Annotated in this window: 16 protein-coding genes and 1 pseudogene; 15 read left to right on the top strand and 2 right to left on the bottom strand. The window is 56.6% G+C overall.

Annotated elements, in window-relative coordinates; translation table 11 throughout:
* From CKW23_RS26550 to CKW23_RS25890, 7 genes and pseudogenes are all read left to right on the top strand, one after another.
* Positions 1-1,187 (top strand): annotated as a pseudogene (locus CKW23_RS26550) (hypothetical protein); the annotation flags it as partial.
* Positions 1,188-1,194: 7 nt separating this feature from the next.
* Positions 1,195-1,893 carry a hypothetical protein gene (locus CKW23_RS25915; protein WP_025262387.1) on the top strand — a complete coding sequence of 233 codons (699 nt, stop codon included), beginning with the start codon at positions 1,195-1,197 and terminating at the stop codon, positions 1,891-1,893.
* A gap of 260 nt (positions 1,894-2,153) precedes the next feature.
* Complete coding sequence (locus CKW23_RS25910; protein WP_025262386.1) at positions 2,154-2,891, top strand: hypothetical protein; 738 nt, start codon at positions 2,154-2,156, stop codon at positions 2,889-2,891.
* Positions 2,892-3,041: 150 nt separating this feature from the next.
* Positions 3,042-4,007, top strand: coding sequence for a sulfonate ABC transporter substrate-binding protein (locus CKW23_RS25905; RefSeq protein WP_095068675.1), 966 nt, complete (start codon positions 3,042-3,044; stop codon positions 4,005-4,007).
* Between the two features lie 28 nt (positions 4,008-4,035).
* Positions 4,036-4,833, top strand: a complete 798-nt coding sequence (gene ssuC, locus CKW23_RS25900; RefSeq protein WP_025262384.1) for an aliphatic sulfonate ABC transporter permease SsuC — start codon at positions 4,036-4,038, stop codon at positions 4,831-4,833.
* Entirely contained in the window at positions 4,830-5,642 is an 813-nt protein-coding gene (ssuB, locus tag CKW23_RS25895; protein WP_025262383.1) for an aliphatic sulfonates ABC transporter ATP-binding protein, read from the top strand. Before ssuC ends, ssuB begins: the two co-directional genes overlap by 4 nt.
* A 28-nt stretch (positions 5,643-5,670) precedes the next feature.
* Positions 5,671-5,886 (top strand): molybdopterin-binding protein, encoded by a 216-nt coding sequence (locus tag CKW23_RS25890; protein WP_025262382.1) that lies wholly within the window; start codon positions 5,671-5,673, stop codon positions 5,884-5,886.
* A 59-nt stretch (positions 5,887-5,945) separates the two neighbouring features.
* Here the strand turns inward: CKW23_RS25890 and CKW23_RS25885 are convergent, their stop codons facing one another.
* Both CKW23_RS25885 and CKW23_RS25880 read right to left on the bottom strand, forming a co-directional pair.
* The gene (locus tag CKW23_RS25885; protein WP_095068674.1) at positions 5,946-6,584 is read right to left on the bottom strand and encodes a TetR/AcrR family transcriptional regulator; all 639 of its coding nucleotides are present in this window, start codon (positions 6,582-6,584) and stop codon (positions 5,946-5,948) included.
* A gap of 178 nt (positions 6,585-6,762) precedes the next feature.
* A complete protein-coding gene (locus CKW23_RS25880; protein ID WP_025262380.1) occupies positions 6,763-8,139 on the bottom strand; it encodes a glutamine synthetase family protein in 1,377 nt (458 codons plus the stop codon).
* Positions 8,140-8,207: 68 nt separating this feature from the next.
* On the opposite strand from CKW23_RS25880, the gene CKW23_RS26415 reads away from it, so the two are divergent.
* From CKW23_RS26415 to CKW23_RS25840, 8 genes are all read left to right on the top strand, one after another.
* Positions 8,208-8,741 (top strand): hypothetical protein, encoded by a 534-nt coding sequence (locus CKW23_RS26415; protein ID WP_143008724.1) that lies wholly within the window; start codon positions 8,208-8,210, stop codon positions 8,739-8,741.
* 34 nt (positions 8,742-8,775) lie between these two features.
* Positions 8,776-10,134 (top strand): glutamine synthetase family protein, encoded by a 1,359-nt coding sequence (locus CKW23_RS25870; protein ID WP_095068673.1) that lies wholly within the window; start codon positions 8,776-8,778, stop codon positions 10,132-10,134.
* 72 nt (positions 10,135-10,206) lie between these two features.
* Positions 10,207-11,565, top strand: a complete 1,359-nt coding sequence (locus tag CKW23_RS25865) for an aspartate aminotransferase family protein (protein ID WP_095068672.1) — start codon at positions 10,207-10,209, stop codon at positions 11,563-11,565.
* A 239-nt stretch (positions 11,566-11,804) separates the two neighbouring features.
* Positions 11,805-12,902, top strand: a complete 1,098-nt coding sequence (locus CKW23_RS25860; RefSeq protein WP_025262376.1) for a polyamine ABC transporter substrate-binding protein — start codon at positions 11,805-11,807, stop codon at positions 12,900-12,902.
* A gap of 240 nt (positions 12,903-13,142) precedes the next feature.
* Positions 13,143-14,210, top strand: a complete 1,068-nt coding sequence (locus CKW23_RS25855; RefSeq protein ID WP_260407480.1) for a polyamine ABC transporter substrate-binding protein — start codon at positions 13,143-13,145, stop codon at positions 14,208-14,210.
* 56 nt (positions 14,211-14,266) lie between these two features.
* Entirely contained in the window at positions 14,267-15,409 is a 1,143-nt protein-coding gene (gene potA / locus CKW23_RS25850; protein WP_025262374.1) for a polyamine ABC transporter ATP-binding protein, read from the top strand.
* Positions 15,406-16,326, top strand: coding sequence for an ABC transporter permease subunit (locus CKW23_RS25845; protein WP_025262373.1), 921 nt, complete (start codon positions 15,406-15,408; stop codon positions 16,324-16,326). The genes potA and CKW23_RS25845 overlap by 4 nt, the downstream gene beginning before the upstream one ends.
* A complete protein-coding gene (locus CKW23_RS25840) occupies positions 16,323-17,186 on the top strand; it encodes an ABC transporter permease subunit (RefSeq protein WP_025262372.1) in 864 nt (287 codons plus the stop codon). The genes CKW23_RS25845 and CKW23_RS25840 overlap by 4 nt, the downstream gene beginning before the upstream one ends.
* Positions 17,187-17,244: the final 58 nt, after the last annotated feature.

The following is a 17,244-nucleotide window of genomic DNA, read 5'->3' as shown; positions in this document are numbered from 1 at the left end:
ATGGCGACTTCAGCGGCAAGGATATCGTCAAGGTCGGTTACAGCCTGGGGTACAGCTTCAATCTGTTGATGGCCGTGTTTGTTGAAGCGCCGTGGGCGGTGATTCGGGAGGCGAAGCCGGTGCTGATCGACGGCAAAAGCATCGGCATTCTGGATCGCTCTTCCGCCTACTGGAAAGCGCAGGGAAACAACGCTTGGGGGGATGCGATTCGCGGGTTCAGGAGCACGGTGGTGGCTTTGGGGGCGTTTGCGGTGGCGGCGGCGATGTTGGAGATTTGGGATATTTGGGACGATCACAAAAATGCTAGAACCTCAGAGGAAAAAACGGCTCTAGTTGTAAAGGGTTTTGCTGTTCTTGCAATGGGTGCTGGGGGTGTAACTCAGTTGATAGCAGGGCTAACCTTATCTAGAGCTGCCGTATTTTTTGTAATGATTACATGGGTAACTATTGGTATTTTAATAGCTGGATTCGTTTATTTAATCGCCAGCATGGTCTTGAACTATTTCAAACAGGACAGTGTCGGTTGGTGGTTGCGAAAAAGCTGCTGGTCGCGCTCGCCTGAACATCGGCATACGGATACCCAGGAAGGAAAGCTCGAAGAAAAGCGCGCTCTATTGGAAATCCAGCTGAGCCCGCAAATTTTAATTAAAAGCACGGTTGAGTACCGACAGAAGTACATAGGTAAAGTCGGGTATGTAGATATACCTATACAGAATGGTGCCTGGATACAAATACGTCTGCCTGAGGTATTACGCGGGCAATGTGTTCAGCTGAACGTGATCAGCAGTACACGGCCCTTCGGCGTTCTGCCCACAGTGGAAGCAGATACTCCCATCGCAGACGCATTTGAAAAACGCGGAAAATTTGCTCCTCTCAAGGAGTTTGGCAGGCTAGGAAGTGAACGACCTCCTTATAAATCACCGGATCTGTATTTCCCGATTTTTCCTGCAGGCGAGGACGTCATCTGGCAGACCTGGGTTCCGCTCAGGGAAGAAGCCACCTACATCGAGCTGAAAATCTGGTATCCGAATGAGGTGAGTGCTTCAGAGCAAAAAGCTCAAAGCTATCTTTACCAGATAGAACTAAGCCAAGAGGGCAGTATGGTTGTAGATGGCTCAACCCTCACACAGCTCGAAGTCAGTAAAAAAAGCCGTGCCAATGCACTGGCCCTTGCTCTTCCGGAATAAGAATATTATGAATAACATAGCCGCCTGCCGCACAGCGCAGAACACACTTTTCAGCAGCGATACGGCTGTAATGGCGTGGAGTATAAAAACAATTGATTGCCCTCCGAAGGAGTTTATGAGGTTTCAGGTTTCTGTTATAGCTGGGGTTCTTTCGCTTTTTCTTTATTTTATATGGTTGATGTGGGATGCTCTGACTGAGAGTGTAGGGTTGTTTATAGGGTTTGCTTGCGCAACAGTAGCGTATTTTGTCTACTTGATTGTGCTTGTAATAAGACAGAAGACCATATTTAATTACCGCATTACATACCGGGTTGGGTCTGTCGAGCACTTTCGTCACTACCCAAGCTTCGCAGGCCCTCTCTTCAAAGGCATCGCCATCTTCACCATTCTGCTATTTCTCGGCGTGGCCCTCGTCACAGGCTCCCTGCTATTTCTGATTGGTCCAGCCGCCATTTCACTGGGGGCCGCACGCTCTTTGCTGAATTGGGAGAATAAAATCCACCATGAAGAAAGTCTGCCCTGGAACGAGCATAACTTTGTCACGGTGGATCGCAAACGCTCCATGATAATCACCCATCGAACGGACATCACGGTGGGGTTTGAAGCCCGCTTCCCCAACAAAGACCTGTTCGAGCAATACCTGCAATTCCTGCACTCGGTCCTGTCACCCACGGCCAAGTTCATGGAGAAAGACTGGGAGTGGTGAAAAACGCGGTGCCTGATGCAACAAGCTTTTGAATAGTGTGTTTTGTCAGTCACGATATTGTTGGTGTCATGGTGGGGCAGATTTCCTTGCCACACCGCAAGGTGATTATCCGCAATATCGGCACCCCCAACATTTATCAGATAGAACTCGACAAGCAGAGTAATGGCACAGCCGATGGATTAACCACAACCCATCTTTTGATAAGTGCTGAGCACCGCACCCAATCCCTGGCACTTGCAACCCCGGAATAAGTAGGCGATATGTGCAACAAGAAAAAAGCTTCGCTCAGTGACGAGTCTCTGAATGATACCGAAAAACAAAATGCTGCTTATCATTTTGATGAGTTGAAAGACTGCGAAAAAATATTTGACTGGTCCATAAAGACTATAAACGGCACTCCAAAAGACATAATGGAAGGCCAGGTGCTTATTTTTTGCGCTGGTACGGCATGGGGACTTTTACTTACTTTTTTGACGTGGTGGAAAAGTCAGATTCATGTGCCCGAACTAATGGCCGGCGCTATATTTCTATACTGTAATGTGTTTTTTTATATACTCATCTTCAGACAAAAAACCATATTCAACTACAGTGTCACCTCACAAAAAGCATTGCTTGAATATTACGACTACTACCCAAGCTTCGCAGGCCCGCTCTTCAAAGGCATCGCCATTTTCACCATCCTGCTATTTCTCGGCGTAGCCCTTGTCACGGGTTCTCTGCTCTTTCTCATCGGCCCCGCCGCCATTTCAATCGGGGCCGCACGCTCTTTGCTGAATTGGGAGAATAAAATCCATCATCGGGAAACTCGTCCATGGGATACCCACAACTTCGTCACGATTGATCGAAAGCGCTCCATCATCGTTATTCATTGCACCGACATCACTACAGGATTTGTCGCCCATCTCCCCAACAAGGACCTGTTCGAGCAATACCTGCAATTCCTGCATTCCGTCCTGCCGCCCACTGCCGAGTTCATGGAAAAAGATTGGGAGTGGTAAAGAAATTGGCGAGTGAAGTACCTCATATTCGTTTTGGGAATAACCAAATGAATAAATGAGATTTATGGATATAAAAAACTACTGTTAATGTCACTCCATTACGGCGGTTTTCGCCTCATGAACATTCAATACCCAGCAAAGGAGCGCCCCATGCGCACTCTCATCTTGCGTCGAGGCCTGGCCGCTCTGTTTGCCGCAGCAGTCGCTTTGGGGGCCATTACCCAGGCCCAGGCTGAAGACCTTCGTATCGGTTATCAGAAATACGGCACCCTGGTGGTGCTCAAGGCCAAAGGCTCCCTTGAGAAGCGTCTGGCCGAGCAGGGCGTGAAAGTGCAGTGGACCGAATTTCCGGGTGGTCCTCAGTTGCTGGAAGGCCTGAACGTCGGCTCCATCGATTTTGGCGTGACGGGCGAGACGCCTCCGGTCTTCGCTCAGGCTGCCGGCGCGGACCTGCTCTACGTGGCCTATGAGCCGCCAGCGCCTACCAGCGAGGCGATTCTGGTGCCCAAGGATTCACCGATCACCTCGGTCAAGGACCTCAAGGGCAAGAAAGTCGCCCTCAACAAGGGCTCCAACGTTCACTACCTGCTGGTGCGCGCACTGGAAGATGCCGGTTTGAAATACACCGATATCCAGACCGTGTTCCTGCCGCCTGCCGATGCGCGTGCCGCTTTCGAGCGTGGCAGTGTGGATGCCTGGGTCATCTGGGATCCTTACCAGGCTGCGGCCGAACAGCAATTGCAGGCGCGGACTCTGAGAGACGGCACCGGCATCGCGGATAACCATCAGTTCTATCTGGCCACCAAGCCTTATGCCCAGAAGAATCCGAAAGTGATCGAGGCCCTTGTCGAAGAGGTGCGTGCAGTAGGCGAGTGGTCCCAGGCTCACCCTGAAGAAGTGACCAAACAGGTTGCGCCACTGCTGGGTCTGCCTGCCGACATCACCCTGACCTCGGTGAAACGCCAGGGCTACGGGGCGCTGTTCATCACGCCTCAGGTGGTCGATGCGCAGCAGAAAATCGCTGACACCTTCTATCAGCTCAAACTGATTCCCAAGCCACTGCGCATTGCCGACGTGATCTGGACACCTCCCGCTGCTGTAGCGAAAGCACAGTGATTGGCAGGCCTTTCGAGGAGACAACTCCATGAGCCTTAGTGCTTCGCAACGAACCCTTCACAGACTGGCGCCCTGGGCACTTCCAGTCTTGCTGCTGGCGGCCTGGCAACTGTCAGTCAGCGCCGGCTGGCTGTCCACCCGCATTCTGCCTGCGCCAAGCGCGGTGATAGAGGCTGGCGTCAATCTGATTGCCAGCGGTGAAATCTGGACCCACCTGGCAATCAGCGGCTGGCGTGCCGGTATCGGTTTCGCCATTGGCGGCGGTATCGGGCTGATTCTGGGTTTCATCACCGGCCTCACCAAATGGGGTGAGCGCTTGCTGGACAGTTCGGTGCAGATGATTCGTAACGTGCCGCACCTGGCGCTGATTCCATTGGTCATCCTGTGGTTCGGCATCGATGAGACCGCGAAGGTATTCCTGGTCGCGCTGGGCACCTTGTTCCCGATCTACCTGAACACCTATCACGGTATTCGTAACATCGACCCTGCGCTGGTGGAAATGTCCCGCAGCTACGGTCTGTCAGGCTTCAGCCTGTTCCGTCATGTGATTCTGCCGGGCGCCATGCCTTCGATCCTTGTGGGTGTGCGCTTTGCCCTTGGCTTCATGTGGTTGACCCTGATCGTGGCCGAAACCATCTCGGCCAGCTCCGGCATCGGCTATCTGGCCATGAACGCCCGTGAATTCCTGCAAACCGACGTCGTGGTTCTGGCCATCGTGCTGTATGCCGTGCTTGGCAAGCTGGCCGATCTGGCGGCGCGAGCTCTGGAGCGTGTATGCCTGCGCTGGCATCCGGCCTATCAGGTCAGCAAAGGCGGTGCAGCATGACGAGTCTGAAACAACAACCTCCGCATTTGCTGCGTGGTATTCCGCTGGCGATTCAGGACCTGAAGAAAGCCTTCGGTTCCCGTGTCGTACTCAAGGACATCGATCTGCACATTCCGGCCGGTCAGTTCGTGGCCGTGGTAGGTCGCAGTGGTTGCGGCAAGAGCACTCTGTTGCGCCTGCTGGCCGGTCTGGACAAGCCTACCGAGGGTCAGTTGCTGGCTGGTTCCGCCTCCCTGGCCGACGCTCGGGAAGACACTCGCCTGATGTTCCAGGAAGCGCGTCTGCTGCCCTGGAAGAAGATCATCGACAACGTGGGCCTTGGCCTGAGCGGTGACTGGCGTCCCCAGGCGCTTGAGGCGCTGGAAGCGGTCGGTCTGGCCGAGCGTGCCAATGAATGGCCGGCGGCTTTGTCTGGCGGCCAGAAGCAGCGTGTTGCCCTGGCGCGGGCGCTGATCCACAAACCGCGCCTGCTATTGCTCGATGAGCCGCTGGGCGCGCTGGATGCCTTGACCCGTATTGAAATGCAGCAACTGATCGAAAACCTGTGGCGCAAGCATGGTTTCACGGTCCTGCTGGTGACCCACGATGTCAGTGAGGCCGTGGCCATTGCCGATCGGGTGATCCTGATCGAAGAAGGCAGCATCGGGCTCGACCTTGTGGTCGACCTGCCGCGTCCTCGGGCGCGTGGCTCCCATCGTCTGGCTGCGCTGGAAACCGAAGTGCTCAACCGCGTGCTGTCCCTGCCCGGGGCGCCGCCTGAACCCGAACCCTCTTCACCATTGCCCACGCAATTGCGTTGGGCCAATTAACCCCGATCCCACAAAAGGAAGGCATACCATGACTATCAAAGCGATTAACGTGCGCAACCAGTTCAAAGGCACCATCAAGGAAATTGTCCAGGGTGACGTGCTGTCCGAAATCGACGTGCAGACCGCTTCCGGTATCGTGACGTCGGTCATCACCACCCGCTCGGTAAAAGAGCTGGAACTGGCCGTGGGCAGCGAAGTGATTGCATTCGTGAAGTCCACCGAGGTGTCGATCGCCAAGCTGTGATCTTCAATAACACCCGACCCCGGACGGTGCAGACCCTCCGGGGTTTTTTTACATCCGGATCAAAGAGGCTGGGGGCGTTTTGGCAGGAAGGGCGGCAGGTACAGCCCCAGATAGGCGTCGAACACCCGCATGCCTTCTTCGGCCATGCGCGGGGTGATCTCGTCGTGCAGTTGCACCGAGCGTGCGTAGACCCGGTCGCCCAGCTCCATCGCCAGCGCGAATACGTCCACATCGTCCGGCAGTGTCGGCACCGGGAAGTGGCGGTTGAACACCTCAAGCATCAGGTGGCCCAGCTCGATGTCGTGCTGGCGGTCGGCCTGATTGATTTCGGTCAGGCCGTGCTGGGCAAGGATCAGTTGACGTGCTGCGGCATCGGCGTTGTAGATGCTCAACATGCGCAGCTCTACCAGGCGTGACAGGTCGCGCCAGTCCTTGAGCTGGTCATGATCGATGGGCGCTTGCAGCGATGCCCGGAAGGCCCCGTGAATATCCGCCGTCAGGGCTTCAAGCAGTGCCGGAACGCTGGCGAAGAAGTGATAGACCGAAGAGGGCGGTATTTCCGCACGCTCGGCCACGCTGTAGATCGACAGGCTGGCCACTCCTTCGGCTGCGAGCAGGGTGCGTGCAGCATCGAGAATCGAATCGATTCGGGCCTGGCTGCGTGCTCGGGGTTTGCGAGGAGGGGGAGTGCGGGTCATGGGTTGATCTCAGGGGGGCGGCGGGGCAGCGGCATTGTACAGTGGGGCCTGTTTCAAGGTCTTCGCGAATAAATACGCGCCTTCAGGGAAAAGCCCTGTGAGAGCGAATTTATTCGCGAATAAAAACAAAAACGCCGCACGGCCCGAAGGCCTGCGGCGTTGCGTGCAGCGGTCCGGATCAGACCGTATGCAGGTACCAGTTGTACTCGAGGTCGGAGATGGAGTGTTCGAACTCCTCCAGCTCGCTCTCTTTGCAGGCCACGAATATATCGATGTATTTCGGATCGATGTACTTGGCCATGACTTCGCTGTCGTCCAGCTCGCGCAGTGCGTCTCGCAGGTTGTTCGGCAGGCTTTGCTCGTGCTGCTCGTAGGAGTTGCCTTCCACCGGAGCGCCCGGCTCGACCTTGTTGGTCAGGCCGTGATGCACGCCTGCCAGCACCGAAGCCATCACCAGATACGGGTTGGCATCGGCACCGGCAACACGGTGTTCGATACGCACGGCATCGGCCGAACCGGTTGGCACGCGCAGCGCAACGGTGCGGTTGTCCAGGCCCCAGGTCGGAGAGTTGGGCACGTAGAACTGGGCACCGAACCGGCGGTACGAGTTGACGTTCGGGCAAAGGAACGCCATCTGGGCCGGCAGGGTCTCGAGCACACCGCCGATCGCATGACGTAATGCGGCGTTCTGCTCGGGATCCTCGCTGGTGAAGATGTTCTTGCCATCGCGATCCAGGATCGAGATGTGGACATGCAGACCATTACCTGCCTGACCCGGATAGGGCTTGGCCATGAAGGTCGTGTCCATTTCGTGGTCGTAGGCGATGTTCTTGATCAGACGCTTGAGCAGAACTGCGTAATCGCAGGCCCTGATCGGATCGGCCACGTGGTGCAGGTTCACCTCGAACTGGGCCGGGGCGCTTTCCTTGACGATGGCGTCGGCCGGGATGCCTTGCTCTTTCGCACCTTCCAGAATGTCCTGGAGGCAGTCGACATATTCGTCGAGATCGTCGATCAGGTAGACCTGTGTCGAGTGCGGGCGCTTGCCCGAGATCGGCGAGCGTGGCGGTTGTGGGCGACCGTTCACGTTCTCCTGGTCGATCAGGTAGAACTCCAGCTCGAATGCCGCGCAGATGGTCAGGCCCATGTCATCGAACTTGCTCACTACCTGACGCAGCACTTCACGCGGGTCGGCGAAGAAGGGCTCGCCTTCGAGTTCGTGCATGGTCATCAGCAGTTGTGCCGTAGGGCGCTTCTGCCAGGGCTCGTTGCACAGGGTATCGGGGATTGGATAACAGATCCGGTCGGCATCGCCGATATCCAGACCCAGGCCGGTGCTTTCCACCGTGGAGCCATTGATATCCAGGGCAAATAGAGAGGCAGGCAGGTTGATGCCCTTCTCGTAAACCTTGTGGAGGCTGGTGCGTTCTATGCGTTTGCCACGCACCACACCATTCATATCTGCAATCAGAAGGTCAACGTACAGAACCTCAGGATGTTCCTTAAGGAACGCGTTCGCTTCGTTGAGCTGAACGGCACGCGGGGGTACCGACATGATGCAACACCTTTGTTGTTAAAAATATCAATCATCGAGCATTACGGGTTTCAGTCAATCCGAAAGCCATGATGAAGTCAATAGAGCCATTTGTTGCCCTAAAACTGCGCCATACAGCCTTTTTTGCCGCTATTTGGGGCGCGTATTCCTTGTTTCGAGCAGCGCTGAGCCTGGATCGGGAGGACTCGTATTCTATTTTTATCGGGGCGTTGTATAAAAAAATGAACAAGGCTAAGCTCGATTGCAGCCCACAGAGCAATAAAACCGGGGTTTCAATGCCTTGCCTTCCCTTGATCGACTCCATTCCCGGTGCAGGACAGAGCGGTCATCATGCCCGCTCTATCAATGTCTTCAACAGCCTGCCGTCGAATCCTGCAAGACTCTGTGTGCGACCCGACAGCAGTGCCATGAGTTCCAGCCATACTGGACATCGGCTCTGCGCTACAGCAACTTTTCATATTGAACAGTATCACTATAGCGGCATGACCGGCGTTACAGATGCTGCTCATGCCTGCAAACAGGCAGATGCCACCTTACCGCTTATTCTTGCCTGCCGAAACGAGTTGTACAACGTGACGCCGATGCGTCGGAAAAACGCCTGATCGCGATCAGGACACGACAACCCCTGAGGTATTTATGAGTACCAACCTCGACCAGCTCACCGATTGGTTGAAAGAACACAAGATCACCGAAGTCGAATGCATGATGTCCGACCTCACCGGGATCACCCGCGGCAAGATCTCGCCGACCAACAAGTTCATTGCCGAAAAAGGCATGCGTCTGCCTGAAAGCGTGCTGCTGCAGACGGTGACCGGCGACTATGTAGAAGACGACATCTATTACGAACTGCTGGACCCGGCAGACATCGACATGATCTGCCGCCCCGACCAGAACGCGGTGTATCTGGTGCCCTGGGCCATCGAGCCTACTGCGCAGGTCATTCATGACACCTACGACAAGCAGGGCAACCCTATCGAGCTGTCGCCGCGCAATGTCCTGAAAAAAGTCCTCAAGCTCTATGCCGATCAGGGCTGGCAACCGATTGTTGCGCCGGAGATGGAGTTCTACCTGACCAAGCGCAGCGATGACCCGGATTATCCGTTGCAGCCGCCTGTCGGTCGCTCCGGGCGTCCTGAAACCGGGCGTCAGTCGTTCTCCATCGAGGCCGCCAACGAATTCGATCCGCTGTTCGAAGATGTCTACGACTGGTGCGAGCTGCAGAACCTGGATCTGGACACCCTGATCCACGAAGACGGTACGGCGCAGATGGAAATCAACTTCCGTCATGGCGATGCCTTGTCCCTGGCCGACCAGATCCTGGTGTTCAAGCGCACCATGCGCGAAGCCGCGCTCAAGCATGACGTGGCCGCCACCTTCATGGCCAAGCCGATGACCGGCGAGCCGGGCAGTGCGATGCACCTGCACCAGAGCATCATCGACATCAAGACCGGCAAGAACATCTTTTCCAATGATGACGGGACCATGAGCCAGCTGTTTCTGAACCACGTCGGTGGCCTTCAGAAGCTTATCCCCGAGCTGTTGCCGCTGTTTGCGCCCAACGTCAACTCGTTCCGCCGCTTCCTGCCGGACACCTCGGCACCGGTGAACGTGGAGTGGGGCGAAGAAAACCGTACTGTCGGCCTGCGTGTGCCGGATGCCGTGCCACAGAACCGCCGCGTCGAAAACCGTCTGCCCGGCGCCGATGCCAACCCTTATCTGGCCATTGCCGCCAGCCTGCTGTGTGGCTTCATCGGCATGGTCGAAGGGCTCAACCCGAGTGCGCCGGTGGTCGGGCGCGGTTACGAGCGCCGCAACCTGCGTCTGCCGCTGACCATCGAGGATGCGCTGGAGCGGATGGAAAACAGCAAGACCATCGAGAAGTACCTGGGCAAGAAGTTCATCGTCGGCTACGTGGCGGTCAAGCGTGCCGAGCATGAGAACTTCAAGCGTGTGATCAGCTCGTGGGAGCGGGAATTCCTGCTCTTCGCCGTTTGAGTCATGCAGGCGCCGCCGCAGGTCATGCGCGCGGTGCCTTGCCAACCGAATTCAGATAACAGGAAGCGCTGCATGAGTGCCAACAACCCTCAAACCCTCGAATGGCAAGCCTTGAGCAGCGAGCACCACCTGGCACCGTTCAGCGACTACAAGCAATTAAAGGATAAAGGCCCGCGCATCATCACTCGCGCTGAAGGCGTTTATCTGTGGGACAGCGAAGGCAACAGGATTCTGGACGGCATGTCCGGCCTGTGGTGCGTCGCCATCGGTTATGGCCGTGAAGAACTGGTACAAGCCGCCAGCAAACAGATGCGTGAGCTGCCTTATTACAACCTGTTCTTCCAGACCGCCCATCCTCCGGCGCTGGAACTGGCCAAAGCCATTTCCGAAATCACGCCCGAAGGCATGAATCATGTGTTCTTTACCGGCTCAGGCTCCGAAGGCAACGACACCATGTTGCGCATGGTCCGCCATTACTGGGCGATCAAAGGCCAGCCGAACAAGAAAACCATCATCAGTCGGGTCAATGGCTATCACGGCTCCACTGTTGCCGGTGCCAGCCTGGGTGGCATGACCTACATGCACGAGCAGGGCGATCTGCCGATCCCCGGTGTGGTGCATATTCCCCAGCCATACTGGTTTGGTGAAGGTGGCGACATGACGCCCGACGAGTTCGGTGTCTGGGCTGCCGAGCAACTGGAAAGCAAGATTCTCGAACTGGGCGTGGAAAACGTCGGTGCATTCATTGCCGAGCCGATTCAGGGCGCGGGCGGTGTGATCGTGCCGCCTGATACCTACTGGCCGAAGATCAAGGAAATCCTGGCCAGATACGACATCCTGTTCGTCGCCGATGAGGTGATTTGTGGCTTCGGGCGTACCAGTGAGTGGTTCGGTAGCGATTTCTACGGCCTCAAGCCTGACATGATGACCATCGCCAAGGGCCTGACCTCGGGGTATGTGCCGATGGGCGGCCTCGTCGTACGCGATGAAATCGTCGCAGTGCTTAATGAAGGCGGCGACTTCAACCATGGTTTTACCTATTCCGGGCATCCTGTGGCGGCGGCTGTTGCGCTGGAAAACATCCGTATCCTGCGCGAAGAGAAAATCGTCGAAAGGGTTAAAGCGGAAACGGCACCATACTTGCAAAAGCGACTGCGCGAGTTGAACGATCATCCCCTGGTAGGAGAGGTTCGGGGTGTTGGTCTGCTGGGTGCAATCGAGCTGGTGAAAGACAAGACCACTCGTGAGCGTTATGCCGACAAGGGCGTTGGCATGATTTGCAGAACCTTTTGTTTCGACAATGGCCTGATCATGCGGGCCGTGGGCGATACCATGATCATTGCGCCACCGCTGGTCATCAGTTTTGCGCAAATCGATGAGTTGATCGAGAAGGCGCGAAAGTGCCTGGATCTGACGCTGGCCGCACTGTAGGAGCAGATTTATCCGCGAGACGTCGTGACGGCGATGCATGTTTTTCGGATGTACCGGCCTTTCGCGAATGAATTCGCTCCCACGGTCAATTCGTGGTGGGGCTTGTTTGGCAGGAATCTCCTGCAGCATGGATGCGTATGTGGTGAAAGTCGGCTTGAAAGCTCGAACCGGAACTTGCCAGACTAATGGCTAGAAGCCGCTAATCTAACGGTCAGTGATAAAACATTGGAGCTGTACGCATGAAAAAATTTGGCAAGACCCTTCTCGCCTTGTCCCTCATGGGCGTGGTGGCCGCAACTGCGCAGGCCGATGACAAAGTGCTGCACGTCTATAACTGGTCCGATTACATCGCACCGGATACCGTTGCCAAGTTCGAGAAAGAGTCTGGCATCAAGGTTGTCTACGACGTTTTCGACAGCAACGAAACACTGGAAGCCAAGCTGCTGGCGGGCAAATCCGGCTATGACATCGTTGTGCCGTCCAACAATTTCCTAGCCAAGCAGATCAAGGCTGGCGTCTATCAGGAACTGGACAAGTCCAAGCTGCCCAACTACGGCAACCTGAACAAGGACCTGCTCAAGGCCGTTTCGGTCAGCGACCCGGGCAACAAGCATGCTTTCCCGTACATGTGGGGCTCGATCGGTATCGGCTTCAACCCCGAGAAGGTCAAGGCCGCTCTGGGTGCCGATGCGCCGGTCAACTCCTGGGACTTGCTGTTCAAGCCTGAAAACGCAGCCAAGCTGAAGTCCTGCGGTATCAGCTTCCTCGATTCGCCGACCGAAATGCTGCCAATCGCGCTGCATTACCTGGGTTACCCGACTGACTCCCAGGACAAGAAGCAACTGGCCGAAGCCGAGGCGCTGTTCCTGAAGATTCGTCCTTCGATTGCCTACTTCCACTCGTCCAAGTACATCTCCGACCTGGCCAACGGCAACATCTGCGTAGCCGTGGGCTACTCGGGTGATATCTACCAGGCCAAGGCGCGCGCCGAAGAGGCGGGTGGCAAGGTCAAGGTCAGCTACAACATTCCGAAAGAAGGTGCTGGCAGCTTCTTTGACATGGTCGCCATTCCCAAGGATGCCGAGAACGTCGACGGTGCCTACAAGTTCATGACCTTCCTGATGAAGCCGGAAATCATGGCCGAGATCACCGACGAAGTGCGCTTCCCGAACGGTAACGCGGCGGCGACTCCTTTGGTCAACAAGGAAATCACCAGCGACCCGGGCGTTTATCCGCCAGCCGATGTACAGGCCAAGCTGTATGCCATCGCTGACTTGCCTGCTGCGACCCAGCGGATCATGACCCGCAGCTGGACCAAGATCAAATCGGGCAAATAACCGCCTTCCGGTAGGAGCGAATTCATTCGCGAAGCTCTTTTCATTCAATGCAATTGCGGCGTCTGAACAAGAGCTTTCGCGGATGAATCCGCTCCTGCAAGGGTGTGTCATATAAAGTTCTTTGCGATTCGCAGCCATCAACGGTAAGTTGCCGACCCGTTTTTCAGCTCACCGACACGGGCACCAGACCCCCATACTGAAAGGATTGTTCAAGTGTCTATTTCTTTATTGGCCAGATCGATGCTCGCCGTTGCAGCGCTGACCACTGTTGCCAGTGTTCAGGCCGAGTCCACCGTACACATCTACAACTGGTCCGATTACATCGGCAAGACCACCCTGGCGGATTTTGAAACCACCACCGGCATCAAGCCGATGTACGACGTATTCGATTCCAACGAGACCCTGGAAGCCAAGCTGCTGGCCGGGCGTACCGGTTACGACGTGGTCGTGCCGTCCAACCATTTCCTGGGCAAGCAGATCAAGGCCGGAGCGTTCCAGAAGCTCGACAAGTCGCTGCTGCCCAACTACAAGAACCTAGACCCGGCGCTGCTCAAGCGTCTGGAGAAAAACGATCCGGGCAACCAGTACGCCGTGCCTTACCTGTGGGGCACCAACGGCATCGGTTATAACGTCGAGAAGGTAAAGGCGGTTCTGGGTGTCGACCGGATCGACTCCTGGTCCGTGCTGTTCGAGCCCGAGAACATCAAGAAGCTCTCCAGTTGTGGCGTGGCGTTCCTCGATTCGGCGGATGAAATGATTCCGGCCATGCTCAATTATCTGGGCCTGGACCCCAACAGCACCAAGGAAGCCGACTACAAGAAGGCTGAAGCCAGGCTGTTGGCGGTACGTCCTTATGTCACCTACTTCCATTCATCCAAATACATTACCGATCTGGCCAACGGCGACATCTGCGTTGCAGCCGGCTTTTCGGGCGATGTGTTCCAGGCCCGCGACCGCGCAGAAGAAGCGGGCAAGGGCGTGAAGATTGCCTATTCCATTCCCAAGGAAGGCGGCAACCTCTGGTTCGACATGCTGGCTATCCCGGCTGACTCCAAAAACGTCAAGCAAGCCAGCGCCTTCATCAACTATCTGCTTGATCCTGCGGTGATCGCCAAAGTCAGTGATGAAGTCGGTTATGCCAATCCCACCCCGGCGTCCGGTGATCTCATGGATCAGGACATTCGCACCGATGAAGCGGTCTACCCGCCTCAGGAAGTACTGGACAGATTGTTCGTGAATAGTGAGTTGCCGCCCAAGGTGCAACGTCTGATGACCCGCAGCTGGACCAAGGTCAAGTCGGGGAAATAAAAAATCCAGCGCCCGGCCGAATGGGTCGGGCTGCCTATTGTTGGGGAGTTTCACCCATGCCAGTTGCCTCCGGCGCCTACAAAAAAGCCATCGAAGGCGGTCAGCAACCCAAAGAGGTTCTGGTCAGGATCGATCGGGTCACGAAAAAATTCGACGAGACGGTTGCCGTGGACGATGTGTCCCTGCAGATCAACAAGGGCGAAATCTTCGCCCTGCTCGGCGGTTCCGGGTCCGGCAAGTCCACATTGCTGCGCATGCTTGCCGGCTTCGAGCGCCCGACCGAGGGTCGCATCTTTCTGGACGGCGTCGACATCACCGACATGCCGCCCTACGAACGCCCGATCAACATGATGTTCCAGTCCTATGCGCTGTTTCCGCACATGACCGTGGCCGATAACATCGCCTTCGGTCTCAAGCAGGACAAGCTGCCCAAGGACGAAATCGACGCCCGTGTGGCCGAGATGCTCAAGCTGGTGCACATGACCCAGTATGCCAAGCGCAAGCCGCATCAGTTGTCCGGTGGCCAGCGTCAGCGCGTTGCCCTGGCCCGCTCCCTGGCCAAGAAACCCAAGCTTCTGCTGCTCGACGAGCCCATGGGCGCGCTGGACAAGAAACTGCGCTCGCAGATGCAACTGGAGCTGGTGGAAATCATCGAGCGCGTGGGTGTGACCTGCGTGATGGTGACCCACGATCAGGAAGAGGCCATGACCATGGCCGCCCGCATCGCGATCATGCACCTGGGTTGGATCGCCCAGATCGGCAGCCCTATCGATATCTATGAAACGCCTACCAGCCGACTGGTCTGCGAGTTCATCGGCAGCGTCAACCTGTTCGAGGGCGAGGTGATCGAGGACATGGAAGGCTATGCGCTGATCCAGAGCCCTGACCTTGAGCGCCATATCTATGTCGGTCACGGCGTGAGCACGTCGGTGGAAGACAAGCGCATCACGTATGCGCTGCGCCCGGAAAAGCTCCTGATCACCACCGAGCAGCCGACCTTCGAGCACAACTGGTCCCGTGGCAAGGTGCATGACATTGCCTATCTGGGCGGCCACTCGGTGTTTTACGTCCAGTTGCCCGGCGGCAAGCTGGTGCAGTCCTTCGTCGCCAACGCCGAGCGCCAGGGCGCACGACCGACCTGGGACGATGAAGTCTACGTGTGGTGGGAAGACGACAGCGGCGTGGTACTGCGCTCATGAAAATCCGCAAGATCAAACGCGCACTCCAGCGAATCACGCCCAATGGCCGGCAACTGGTCATTGGCGCGCCGTTTCTCTGGCTGTTCATGTTTTTCGCCTTGCCGTTCCTGATCGTTCTCAAGATCAGCTTCGCCGAGGCGGATGTGGCGATCCCGCCTTATACCGAAATCTTCACCTACGCCGAAGACAAGCTGCAACTGGTCCTGAATCTGGCCAACTACACGCTGCTGACCGGTGACGATCTGTACATCTCGGCCTATCTGGGCTCGCTGAAGATGGCATTCTTCAGCACCTTGCTGTGTCTGCTGATCGGCTATCCAATGGCCTATGCCATCGCCAACGCCCGCAAGGACATGCAGACCGTGCTGTTGCTGCTGATCATGATGCCGACCTGGACGGCGATCCTGATCCGCGTCTACGCCTGGATGGGCATTCTCAGCAACAACGGGCTGCTCAATGCGTTCCTGATGTGGCTGGGCCTCATCGACGAGCCGCTGCAGATCCTCAATACCAACCTGGCGGTCTACATCGGCGTGGTCTATTCCTATCTGCCGTTCATGATCCTGCCGCTGTACGCCAACCTGGTGAAACACGACCAGAGCCTGCTGGAAGCCGCATCGGACCTTGGTTCGAGCACCTTCAACAGCTTCTGGAAAATCACCGTGCCGCTCTCCAAGAACGGTGTGATTGCCGGCTGCATGCTGGTGTTTATCCCGGTGGTGGGCGAGTTCGTGATCCCCGAGCTGCTGGGGGGCCCGGAAACCCTGATGATCGGTCGGGTCCTGTGGCAAGAATTCTTCAACAACCGTGACTGGCCGGTTGCCTCGGCATTGGCGGTCATCATGCTGCTGGTATTGATCGTGCCTATCATTCTGTTCAACCGCAGCCAGGCCAAAGAACTGGAGGGCAAGGTATGAACCGCTTCCGTTTCTCGAACCTGATATTGGTCCTGGGCCTGCTGTTCATTTATGCGCCGATGGTCATTCTGGTCATTTACTCGTTCAACGACTCCAAGCTGGTAACCGTCTGGGGTGGCTGGTCGGTCAAGTGGTATGTAGGCCTGCTGGATAACACCCAACTGATGGGGTCGGTATGGCGCTCGCTGGAGATCGCTTTCTACACGGCGATTGCTGCGGTTGCCCTGGGCACCATGGCGGCTTTCGTCCTGACCCGCATCTCGCGTTTCAAGGGCCGTACCTTTTTCGGCGGGCTGGTCACGGCGCCGCTGGTGATGCCGGAAGTGATCACCGGTCTGTCGCTGTTGCTGCTCTTCGTGGCCATGGCGCAGTTGATCGGCTGGCCTCAGGAGCGTGGCATCGTCACCATCTGGATCGCACACACCACTTTCTGCGCGGCCTATGTCGCGGTGGTCGTGTCGTCACGTCTGCGTGAGCTGGACTTGTCGATCGAAGAAGCGGCCATGGACCTGGGCGCCCGGCCGTGGAAGGTGTTTTTCCTCATCACCATCCCGATGATCGCGCCATCGCTGGCAGCGGGCGGCATGATGTCCTTTGCCCTGTCGCTGGACGATCTGGTACTGGCCAGCTTCGTGTCCGGGCCGGGCTCCACGACCTTGCCGATGGAAGTGTTTTCTGCTGTTCGTCTGGGCGTGAAGCCGGAAATCAACGCAGTGGCCAGCCTGATCCTGCTGGCGGTTTCGCTGGTGACCTTCCTGGTCTGGTACTTCACCCGCCGTGCCGAAGAGCGCCGCAAGCGCGCCATCCAGCAAGCCATCGAAGAAAGCGCAGCCGATACCTACAAGCCGCGTACTGCCTGATGAGTCGCGTTCAAGCCCTTCCCACAATCCACTGTGAATTGTGAGAGGGGGCTTGAAC

It is taken from the genome of Pseudomonas sp. Irchel 3A18 (assembly GCF_900187465.1).
In the GTDB taxonomy this organism is placed as follows: Bacteria; Pseudomonadota; Gammaproteobacteria; order Pseudomonadales; family Pseudomonadaceae; genus Aquipseudomonas; species Aquipseudomonas cichorii.
The sequence above is the reverse complement of the archived record's forward strand: the minus strand, read 5'-3'. Positions and strand labels throughout refer to the sequence as shown.